11 protein-coding genes are annotated in these 10,969 nt (G+C 52.0%); 2 read left to right on the top strand and 9 right to left on the bottom strand.

Annotated features, from left to right (window positions below; all coding sequences use genetic code 11):
• Nucleotides 1-445: 445 nt before the first annotated feature.
• Entirely contained in the window at nucleotides 446-1,222 is a 777-nt protein-coding gene (locus tag ACRESD_RS17655) for an ABC transporter substrate-binding protein (RefSeq protein ID WP_431752091.1), read from the bottom strand.
• 260 nt (nucleotides 1,223-1,482) lie between these two features.
• Between ACRESD_RS17655 and ACRESD_RS17650 the strand changes: the two genes are divergently transcribed.
• Nucleotides 1,483-3,177: an AMP-binding protein gene (locus tag ACRESD_RS17650; RefSeq protein ID WP_431752090.1), complete on the top strand. Its 1,695-nt coding sequence runs from the start codon at nucleotides 1,483-1,485 to the stop codon at nucleotides 3,175-3,177.
• 19 nt (nucleotides 3,178-3,196) lie between these two features.
• Here ACRESD_RS17650 and gabP read toward each other — a convergent pair whose 3' ends face one another.
• On the bottom strand, nucleotides 3,197-4,600 hold the full coding sequence (gabP, locus tag ACRESD_RS17645) for a GABA permease (RefSeq protein ID WP_431752089.1): 1,404 nt from the start codon (nucleotides 4,598-4,600) through the stop codon (nucleotides 3,197-3,199).
• Nucleotides 4,601-4,757: 157 nt separating this feature from the next.
• Nucleotides 4,758-6,122 carry a hypothetical protein gene (locus ACRESD_RS17640; RefSeq protein ID WP_431752088.1) on the bottom strand — a complete coding sequence of 455 codons (1,365 nt, stop codon included), beginning with the start codon at nucleotides 6,120-6,122 and terminating at the stop codon, nucleotides 4,758-4,760.
• 199 nt (nucleotides 6,123-6,321) lie between these two features.
• Between ACRESD_RS17640 and ACRESD_RS17635 the strand changes: the two genes are divergently transcribed.
• On the top strand, nucleotides 6,322-6,753 hold the full coding sequence (locus ACRESD_RS17635) for an N-acetyltransferase family protein (RefSeq protein ID WP_431752087.1): 432 nt from the start codon (nucleotides 6,322-6,324) through the stop codon (nucleotides 6,751-6,753).
• Nucleotides 6,754-6,922: 169 nt separating this feature from the next.
• Here the strand turns inward: ACRESD_RS17635 and ACRESD_RS17630 are convergent, their stop codons facing one another.
• The 6 genes from ACRESD_RS17630 to ACRESD_RS17605 all read right to left on the bottom strand — a co-directional run bounded on the left by ACRESD_RS17630 (nucleotide 6,923) and on the right by ACRESD_RS17605 (nucleotide 10,923).
• Nucleotides 6,923-7,327, bottom strand: coding sequence for a hypothetical protein (locus ACRESD_RS17630; protein ID WP_431752086.1), 405 nt, complete (start codon nucleotides 7,325-7,327; stop codon nucleotides 6,923-6,925).
• Nucleotides 7,328-7,573: 246 nt separating this feature from the next.
• Entirely contained in the window at nucleotides 7,574-8,251 is a 678-nt protein-coding gene (locus tag ACRESD_RS17625) for a hypothetical protein (RefSeq protein ID WP_431752085.1), read from the bottom strand.
• Between the two features lie 336 nt (nucleotides 8,252-8,587).
• Entirely contained in the window at nucleotides 8,588-8,992 is a 405-nt protein-coding gene (locus ACRESD_RS17620; RefSeq protein WP_431752084.1) for a hypothetical protein, read from the bottom strand.
• Nucleotides 8,993-9,297: 305 nt separating this feature from the next.
• Nucleotides 9,298-9,744 (bottom strand): tetratricopeptide repeat protein, encoded by a 447-nt coding sequence (locus ACRESD_RS17615; protein ID WP_431752083.1) that lies wholly within the window; start codon nucleotides 9,742-9,744, stop codon nucleotides 9,298-9,300.
• A gap of 291 nt (nucleotides 9,745-10,035) precedes the next feature.
• Entirely contained in the window at nucleotides 10,036-10,437 is a 402-nt protein-coding gene (locus ACRESD_RS17610; RefSeq protein WP_431752082.1) for a DUF6911 family protein, read from the bottom strand.
• Nucleotides 10,438-10,923, bottom strand: a complete 486-nt coding sequence (locus tag ACRESD_RS17605; protein ID WP_431752081.1) for a cytidine deaminase-like fold-containing protein — start codon at nucleotides 10,921-10,923, stop codon at nucleotides 10,438-10,440.
• Nucleotides 10,924-10,969 lie beyond the last annotated feature (46 nt).

Raw genomic sequence — 10,969 nt, 5'->3', positions numbered from 1 at the left:
TCGCAGCCTCGCTAAAGCTCGACAGCTCCCACATCGATCTATGCCGTTTTCAGACCTGTACTCCAATGTGCTGGCCATGGAGCCTGAAAGAGCTGACGAGACACCGCGAATAACTGTGGGAGCTGTCGAGCCTTGGCGAGGCTGCGATAGGGTCACCTCGGTTCACCTGCTACAACGCAGCGCCTGCATCGCAGCCTCGCTAAAGCTCGACAGCTCCCACATCGATCTATGCCGTTTTCAGGCCTGTACTCAAGTGTGCTGGCCATGGCGTCTGAAAGAATTGAAGAACCGAGGGAACACCACGAATAACTGTGGGAGCTGTCGAGCCTTGGCGAGGCTGCGATAGGATCACCTCGGTCCACCTGCTACACCGCAGCGCCTGCATCGCAGCCTCGCTAAGGCTCGACAGCTCCCACATCGGTCTATGCCGTTTTCAGGCCCGTATTCAGTCGCCGTAGATGTCGGACTTGAAGTACTGCTGCGAGATCTTCTGGTACTCGCCATTCGCGCGGATGCCGTCAATGGCGGCGTTCAGCTCGCTGACCAGCGCCGTGTTGCCCTTGCGCACCGCGATCCCGGCACCCTCGCCCACGTATTTCGGGTCTTTGAGTTCCGGGCCGACAAATGCGTAGCCCTTGCCGCGCGGCATCGACAGGAAGTCGTTGAGGGGGATGGTGTCGGCGAAGATCGCATCCAGGCGCCCTGCGGCCAAGTCCATGTAGATCTCTTCGTTATTGCTGTAGCGCTTGACGTTGATACCCTTGGGCTCGAACACCTCGGTGGCGTAGCGGTCGGTGGTGGTGGCGCGTTGTACGCCGACGGTCTTGCCCTTGAGGCTGGCGTACTGGTCGTCCACCACTGCGCCGTCTTTCATCACTAGGCGCGACGAGGTGAAGTAATACTTGTGGGTGAAGTCCACCGACTTCTTGCGGTCTTCATTGATGGTCATGGACGACAACGCCATGTCGATTTTCTTCACCTTGAGGGAAGGAATCAGACCGTCAAACTCACCCTCCACCCACACGCATTTGGCTTTCATCTGCGCGCACAACGCGTTGCCGATGTCGTAGTCGAACCCGACGATCTTGCCCTCCTCGGTTTTGGAGGCGAACGGCGGATAAGCCGCTTCAATGCCGATGCGCAGGGTTTTCTCGGCGGCCAGCAGGTGGCTGGAAGCGATCAGGCCTAAGGCCAGGGCTGCGACGAGGGAGCGTTTCTTCATGGTCGTGTTCTCGCAAGTTGTTGTTGGTTTGGCAAGAGTGAAGAACGAAGTGAAGCAACTTTTTTGTACTTATAATTCCATATTGGACTTTTATGTATTACCCGTCAATCACACCTCAGTGTTGTCGCCACCCATGACTTTTTTGCACAACGCAGTGGTGTTTTTGAGCGTTCTGCTCTGATTTATGCGTGCCTATACTCGGTCCAGCCTCTCGGTTCAGCCGAGGCCAGTCCCCACAACAATAATTAAGGACAGCCACCATGACCCAGCCCTTCCTGGCCGCTCGGGATTTTCTACTCGCTCACCGCACTGACTACGCCACCGCCGCCCGGGATTTCCGTTGGCCGCAGCTGGACGTATTCAACTGGGCCTTGGATTACTTCGATGCCATGGCCGAGGGCAATTCGGCCAATGCGTTGTGGATCGTCGAAGAAGACGGCAGCGAGCAGCGCTACAGCTTTGCGCAACTGGCGGCACGATCCAATCAAGTGGCCAACCACTTGCGTGCCCTTGGGGTGCGTCGTGATGAGCGCATCCTGTTGATGCTCGGCAACGATGTGGCGCTGTGGGAAACCATGCTCGCCGCCTTCAAGCTCGGCGCCGTGGTCATCCCCGCCACTGCACTGCTGAACCCCGATGACTTGCGTGACCGTATCGAGCGTGGGCAGGTTCGCCACCTGGTGGTCGGCGAAGCCCATATCGGCAAGTTCGCGGGGCTGGCTGACGGCTGCAGCCGCATCTGCGTGGGCTCGCCGCCTTCAGGCTGGATCGCGCACAGTGCGGCTTTCGAATACCCCGAGGCGTTCGAGGCCGAAGGCCAAACCCGAGCCACTGACCCGATGCTGCTGTACTTCACCTCCGGCACCACCTCAAAACCGAAAATGGTGCTGCACAGTCACCAGAGTTATCCGGTGGGCCATCTGTCCACCATGTACTGGATCGGCCTGCAACCGGGCGATCTGCACCTGAATATCTCGTCACCGGGCTGGGCCAAACATGCCTGGAGTTGCCTCTTCGCGCCGTGGAATGCCGGGGCGTGCATCTTTATCCATAACGTCGCACGGTTCAGCGCGCCGGTTCTGCTCCGCGCGCTGGAACGCTACGGCGTCACCAGCCTATGCGCGCCGCCCACGGTATGGCGCATGCTGATCCAGGAAGACCTGGCCAGCTACCAACCGCGCCTGAGCCTGCGCGAACTGGTGGGCGCCGGTGAGCCGCTGAACCCGGAGATCATCGAGCAGATCCAACAGGCGTGGGGCTTGCCGCTGCGCGACGGTTTCGGCCAATCGGAAACCACCGCCCTGGTGGGCAATACGCCGGGCCAGGTGCTCAAACCGGGGTCCATGGGACGCCCGTTGCCGGGTTACCAGGTGGCGTTGCTTGATCCCGACGGCCAGCCCGGCACCGAGGGAGAAGTCGCCCTGCCCCTGGCGGTCCGCCCGCTCGGCTTGATGCTGTGCTACGAAGACAGCCCGGAGAAAACCGCAGAAGTGATGCGCGACGGCTACTACCGCACCGGCGACACCGCACAGATCGACGCCGACGGTTACATCACCTTTGTGGGGCGCGCCGACGATGTGTTCAAAGCCTCCGACTACCGCATCAGCCCGTTCGAGTTGGAAAGCGCATTGATCGAACACCCAGCGGTAATGGAAGTCGCCGTGGTACCGAGCCCCGACCCTTTGCGCCTGGCCGTCCCCAAGGCGTTCCTGATCCTGGCCCATGATGCCGCCGGCGACGCCGAACTGGCCCGGCACATCCTGGCCTTCGCCCGTGAGCAATTGGCGCCCTATAAACGGGTGCGGCGGATCGAGTTCGTCAGCGAACTGCCCAAGACCATTTCCGGCAAAATCCGCCGCGTGGAACTGCGCCAAATGGAAGTGCTACGCCGCCAGGGTGAAACACGCGGCGAGCACGAACACTTCGAGGAAGATTTTGTGCAGCCCCAGGGCTGACACAATGCCGGTCGGGCATTCAGGGCCGTGAGGGAGCAGGCACTCGCGTCGGCTCGGGGTGCTTGGCCGTGATCAACCCGACCAAGGCAACCATCAGGGCCAAGCCAATGGTCGACGACACTTCGAAACGATGTTCGGGGGTCGCCATCATCGTCGCCAGCGCGGCGCAGATAAACGCGATGACCAGCCAAGTCAGCCAAGGGAACAGCCACATCTCAAACGTCAGCGTGACATTACGGCGGCGCAGCACCTTGCGCATGCGCAGCTGTGAGACGGCGATAACCAGGTACACCAACAACGCAATCGCGCCTGAACTGGCGAGCAGAAACTGGAACAGCCCGGCCGGCATGAAGTAGCTGAACAAGGTCACCCCTGCCCCCAGGATCGTACTGGCGATCACCGCCGCCCTGGGCACACTGGCCGTCGAAGTCTTTTTCATCAGGGCAGGCGCATCGCCGCGCTTGCCCAGGGAAAACAGCATGCGCGACGCAATGTAGATCGACGAGTTCATGCAACTGGCCACGGCGATCAACACCACCATATCCACCATCAGCTTGGCATGGGGGATGTTCATCAACTCCAGGGCTCGCTGATAGGAGCCGACCGACGCCAGCAACGGGTCATTCCACGGCACCACGGAAATGACCACGAAGATCGACAACAGGTAGAACACACCGATACGCCACATCACCGAACGCGTGGCCCGGGCGATGTTCTGTGCCGGGTTGCTGGATTCGGCCGCCGCGATGGTGACCGCTTCCGTGCCGATAAAACTGAACATGATGGTGATGAAGGCGCCGACCACCGCCGACAAACCATTCGGTGCAAAACCGCCGTGCTGCGCCATCAGCGTGCTCAACCCGCTGGCCTCGCGCTCGGGAATCCACCCCATCAACACGGCGAACCCCACGCCGATAAAACCGATGATCGCGACGACCTTGGCCATGGCGAACCAGAACTCGAATTCTCCGTACTTGGAGACACTGAACAAATTGGTGACCACCAACAAAAAGATCGACAGCAAGGCATACAGCCAAGCGTCGATCTGTGGGAACCACTGGTTCAGGATATGCCCGGCGGCCAGGGCCTCGATGGGAATCACCAACACCCAGAACCACCAATACAACCAACCGATGGTGAACCCGGCCCAGCGCCCGATGGCCTGGTCGGCGTAGGTTGAAAACGACCCGGTGTCCGGATTGGCCACCGCCATCTCCCCCAGCATGCGCATGACCAGCACTACCAGCAGCCCGGAAAACAGGTAGGCCAGCATCACCGCAGGCCCCGCCGCTGCAATCGCATGCCCCGAACCGACAAACAACCCCGCACCGATAATGCCGGCGATGGAGAGCATGGTCACATGACGCGGCTTGAAGCCCTGCGCCAACTGGCTGTTCGAATCCTTTGAACTCAGGCTATTCATTGTTTTTCTTGTTCTCTGTGATCGGCATTGAGACGTACTGACTCATGGGTCAGGCGATCATCATTTCCTAATGACAGGTCACAGTACGCGGCATGGAAGCCGCGAAAATAGCCTCATAACGGCGCCTCGATGCCTGATATCGACATGGAGTAACGCCTCACCAGAACCAATAAGGCAGGAACTTGGGTGTGGGCTCGGCGGCCAGCTCCAGGTGGTAAGTAATCGGGTTGAAGAAAAACATATCCAGGGTCAGGAAGGCGATAGCCCCAAAAACACAGATCGTGAACTCACGATGTCGGTGCGTGCAGAGACGTGACTCCATCCAAGGCCGTATCGCAACCAAAGCCATCAAGCCGGTGAACACACCTAGATAATTCGGCTGAAGTGGCGTCTCGGCATAAAGACCATGAACAAAGGCAAACAGCAGCATCCCCAAGCCTACAACGGGCAGGTTCAAGCAAAACTTCAGCAACCTTTCTCTGGTTCTGGCGAAGAGTTGGCTGCGATCCACGAAAATGTAGGCCGCCAACAACGAAATAGCTGGCGTGATTGAAAGTATGTAACGCGCCTTCTTCGAACTCGGGATCGTGAACAGTACGATCACGACAACGAGCCATCCAGTGAGATACAGGAGCATGCTCGTGGCCGGATGAGGCGTACTCTCAAAGAAGTGCTTGCCCTTCCTGAGGATAACGCTCACCGCAATGAAAGCCGTTACACCATAGGTCAGCAAACCTGCCGAGAAGTAAAAGTAATACCGGGGTGCATGGTCACTGCCAAACCGCCCCAGCCCTTGCATCACCAATACCTCGTGTAGAAAAGCCTCGCCACCCTGCAAGTAGGCAGCCCACGCCAGCACGGCAACATCGGTAGCCAGGACCAGCCCCGCCAGCAAGCTGAACACCACCAACATGCGCCACTGCCGACTCAACAGATAGTAAGAGGCAACGACACTGGCGGGGCCAATCAGGCCAATCGGTCCACGAAATGCAAAACCGAGGGCGAGCCCTGCCAATACAAGCAGCAAGCGGAAACGTTGCTTGTGCACTTCTCCCGCATAGGCCAGATAAAAGCACATCACCGTAAACAGCGCCGGGTAGACATCCAGCGCCAGGGAATTTACGCCGTCCAGGAATGACCAGGTGAACAACGCGAATACGACGCCATAGGCGCCCCATTTTTTGTCATGCAACGCACCTAGCTTATAGATGAACACCAGCATCAAGGCGGCGGCAACGCAAAAAGGGAAACCCATCGAGAGGATGGAAATACGGCCAAATGGCAGGGACACCAGATAAACGATGATTGTATTCATCACCGTATAATCGGGATAAGGCTGCAGGTCATCAGCGATGGGAAACAGCGTCACCCCATGCTGGAGCATGTACTGGGCAAAGTCGACAAAGCGCGTGGTGTAATTGAGTACCGCGGGTTTGTATTGCAGTACCGCCAACGCAATAAAAGCCATGATGAAAATAAATGAGCACGGCCGTTTTACGGCCACTTCCTTCAGCATGTTCACACCGTTCCATCGCCCCGAAAAATGCGCAAATTAGCACTTTGTTTTTTGGGACATCCACACGCTAAAAGTGAAGAGTTGTTAAAAACCGTAGCTCGATGAGAATCGCCCCGGGTTTCGTAGAAATCGCTATGCCTTAGACTGATGCCAAATTGAATCGAGTGCTGGGAATGCCTCAGATGACCAAAGACAGAGCCACCCAATGAACACGAACGGACTCATCCGCCAGGCCACACCCGACGATGTGCATGCACTGATCGAACTCGACAGCTACGCAACGGCCCACCCCAGTCGTCGCGTCTTCATCAATGACGCCGTGATTCGCCAGCAGTGCCTGGTAGCCACAGAAGCGGGACAGTGCGCGGGCTACCTGGTCCTCACCCATGACTTTTTCAATCACGGCTTTGTGACGTTGGTAGTGGTATCAGCGGAACACCAGCGTCAGGGCATCGCGCTGCGTCTGCTGGCAGCGGCCAAAGCGGCGTGTAAAACAACCAAGCTGTTTGCTTCGACCAATGAATCCAACATGGCTTCGCAGGCGATGCTTGCCAAGGCGGGGTTTGTGCCAAGTGGGAGGATTGAAAACCTGGATGAGGATGATTCCGAGCTTGTGTATGTCAAATTCATTCGTTGATTAAAGAAGGGACTTTCATGGTGATTTGACTTGGGAACGGTAGGTTGTTGGTGGTGCGTCGGGTGATTGTCGGCCTGGGACAGGTACAGCAAAGGCATCAGGGCTTTTTCACCATTAACCTAAAATTAAATATACCCTTCCTTTTTCACAATCTAATCATCTCAAAAACTCAAATATCTACTGACGCTGCAATTACATATAACGCAGCTCCAACAGAATGCAAAAAAAGCCTGTAATGTTTGTCTTCACTTGAAAGCTCCTCTCCCTGCCGCATTACTATCATGCCTGAGTACCCATATTCAACCAGAGACCCAAGAGTTGAAATATCACTATCTTCTTTAAAGCTAAAGAAACTATACCCAGGAAATGGCTGTTTAAAAAAATACGTCACTCCTAGGAAGCGGATACTCTTTTTTACTTCACCAAGACTAAGGTCTTCAGCGTCATAAAAAACATCCAAATCTAAAGTTGTTCCCGAATAAAAAAGCTCAAACCTGTTTTCACCCCCACCAGGTAATAACTGGTCGAGATCAAGCAGTTGCTTAGGCTTCGAAAGTTTTATTTTTTCACTCATCTTCCAGCCTTATTCACTGAGCCACCATAATTACTTTTAAGCTGTTATTTACCAAAGCACCAAAAATCAAATTCTCATATCCCCTGCCTTGTTGCTTCCATACCATGAGAAAAAACGGAATCAGATCTCAATTAAAAAATCAAATAATAAATCCTGATTTAACCCCATTTCCCCTTTGCCAGAATAGCTAATTACCGGGTCAAACGCCCCCTAGCTGACTCGCTCAAGCGCTGTCCAACTCTCGCTTCAGGCATTGCGCTCAACTGGCCTTTCAGCCGCATGTTCTCTCAGCCAGACGCGACCAACAAAACAATAGAAGATCAGTAATGCTAGACAGCACCCAACGCCCTTCCAATCGACGTCTCCATCTAAATAAAACCAGCCAGCTGTCAACGCTAAAAGATAGAAAAAGCCCAAGGCATCCACCTTGAAATTATGATCCTTGCGTTGATTGATAAGATTGAGCATCAACACAGTGATCGCATAGGCTATTGACAAACAAAACACCCCCAACTTCATGAACTGCGTCGCATTATTCGACAATTCACTTCCAGCCGAACCACGGGTGATCACGAAGAGCCCAGCTCCAACGCCTAACAGCATTCCGCTGGCGATAAATCCACAACTGATCCCGGCTCGCCCGATAGCAAGTATCAGATACTCAAACCACCACTTACCGCTGCAATCCCTACTGCCACCCAATGTCACCAAACCGGTCAGTACAAGACCTAGCAAACTCAGGATAAAAAAGTAGGCAATTGAAACCGGTTCCTGTACCAAAGATGAATACCAGTCAGGCAGACTCTTACTCAAATCTATTGCGAAGCTTCCACCAACAATCAATAAAAATCCGCACATGATAAAAACCACAAGGTTCTCCAACGCCGACACCAGCGAAACTCGATCAAATGCAGACTTATCCATTTCCTTCCCACTCATTCCTAAAGCGCTCCTAACCTGAGAAAAATTTTACAGATTTATCTTCGATTAAAAATTAAATCCTCCCCCCTCCATCCAGTAAATCAACAACTCCTTGTCTGTCCCGCCTTTATTTCCATCAACTCTCTGGCACCAAATACATGGCTTTAATTTCAAGAAAAGGGGACAGATTTATTTCGAGAAAAAATCAACACATCCATTTTGATAAAATCATAAAAAATCAATCCATCTCACTTCCCAGCATCAACACTGGCCCCAACTTTTTTCACCGTTTATCTCAAATCAAATACATCCGCCAACTTTTTCCTTTCTTGCCACATCTTAACTATCCGAATTTTCCACTAAGATCCCGTGAGCCCCCTCCATATAGTGACAATATTCTTCTCCAGCACGGGCCAACACCCCTCTATCCCACCAATTATCCCCCTCAACCACAGCCCTCCCCGACTGCAATAACAATCTAAATCTCTCATCAAGGGAAAATAGTTCATCAAAAAAGCATTTAAACTCAGGAAACTTACAAACTTCTGGGCTATTCAGCAAATTCTGCAGCAACCACCTCACTCTAATCTCAATACGATACTCGGAATAATCCCAAGCGTACCCACTCTCGCACTCTTCGATAAAAAATTTCCACTTCTGAATTAAAGACGCGATCGTTTCATTACCAAAACCAAGCCGAGTTAATATATTTGAAGATACTTCACAAAAATTTTTATCGATCATAATTGATCCTTAAAACACTTTAACCGCGCAGCGGCGTCACCGTCAGGCCTGAAGAAGGTATTTATTTTCCCACTTCGCATAACACCAAAATATCCAGTTAAAGGTTCAAATCTAAGAAAAAAGTGGACCGATTTATTTGGAGCAAAAAAAAAAAAAAAATCAACACATCCATTCTGATAAGACTGTAAAAAATCCATTTCACCTCCTAGTATCAGCACCGATACTTTTCCACCGTTCATATAAAATCAAATAAATCTGTCCCCTTTTTCCCGGACGGCAAAATAACAGCCATGCAAATTAACTTATTAAACTATCCACTCCACCTCAAAATCAGCTAGCTGAGCCTGAAGCCCTGCCTCATGCTCGAACCAGTAGTCAAACCCTTCAACATAACTTTTCTTCAAGTAAAGATAATACCCGCCAGTGTCGCCATCACGGTCGTCCGCAACAACAATTTCCCAGCCAGAATATTCGCCAGTGACAACAATACCCTTCCGAACGATAGACATATCCATACTCTCATTTTTCACTCCGGCGAGATAAATATATCTCACAATCGCTCGATCTGGCGCCAGACGTGTAGCGGACTCGTAGTATTCTATTGCTTTGGCGATTTCACGCCGATAAAAACAAATATCCCCCAAACATTCAAAACGGATAAATTCAGAAAACAAATTCGAGACACTCTCAAAATAGCGTTCACCCTCTTCAATCTTATCATTTGAAAGATACTCAACCAGAACGCCTTTCATATCATCAACCCTAGAAGCCTCCAAAAACCATCCCCCACCCCATCCAACTTCCCCAATCAACTAATTGAATAATTGAATAATTTTAGCTGACTAGATGGTACTCCAATTGGCCGTCAGTGTGACGTCACCACCGTGGATGGTGCCGATGGATTTGTTGATAATGTTGTTGTCGGCCAGCAGATTCAGGCGATTGTCAACCAGCACCAGGACTTTTTCACATTCCACTTAAACCTAAATAAACCCGTCCCCGTTCCCCAGCCGCTTCCTTATTCCACTAGAAATTTTTTTACACTAAAAACTCAACACTGACGAGCTCACATTACCAAAATTCAAGAACTCCTGAAAACAAGAAATAACGACCCCTATATCTCTTGTAATCAAACTCGCCTGATAATAATCACCCAGAACCTCAATCAATTCTGTTCCAGCCGAGGCATTATTAAGAGTACGCACAACGTGTTCACCATCATCCAAGCATTGATTCAACATCAAAAGATAACTTCCCGAATCAGCATAAAGAATGATTTCGTAAGGACCCGATTCAGGCTCGGGGGTAATAGACAACGAAACAACGCCATCGAACTTACTATATTCACATATAATGGACTCAACATCTTCCATAGACGGTTGATGAACAAGAGGGATTTGTAATCTACCGAGACCAGGACTAAGTTTATACCCTCCGATTATCATCTATTTTTTCTCCTTAATAGACTTCATGCCTGACTCCCAGTAATAACTTTTCGGAAGTCCTGTCTTATCATCTATAGCTCTTACGGTTAAAGATTTCAACTCAGCCCTTTCTGCGGCAGCGGCTATGTCACCTTTGCAGAATCCGCATACATCCTTTCCTGCGACTGTCATAGACATGTCCGCTCCAGCGGTTTTGCCAGAGCTATATGCTTGCTGAATCACACCGATTTCAGCGTGGGCATCTTTCATATTTCCGTTTGGATAAAGCTTGCCAGGATTCGTAGCAGCTTTATCTGCAATCCTATCCGTGATCAAAGAAGGTATTTTTGGGTCCGCCTCATTAAGCGGACGAGAAGTTTGATTTACATCTTGGAAGGTCTGTCCTCCTACCTCTCCCTCTGCCAGCACTTTTGGTACAGCTCCCTTAGTCGTTCCTTCTATTACATTTCTCTCGATCAGCGCAGCGGCTTCCGAATCCGTAAGCATGCTTGTTGCATTCGCATTCTTGGACGCAGCCCCTTTTGCACCAAAG

The organism is Pseudomonas sp., assembly GCF_050739995.1.
Taxonomy (GTDB): Bacteria; Pseudomonadota; Gammaproteobacteria; order Pseudomonadales; family Pseudomonadaceae; genus Aquipseudomonas.
This window is presented reverse-complemented; position numbering and strand designations above follow the sequence as displayed.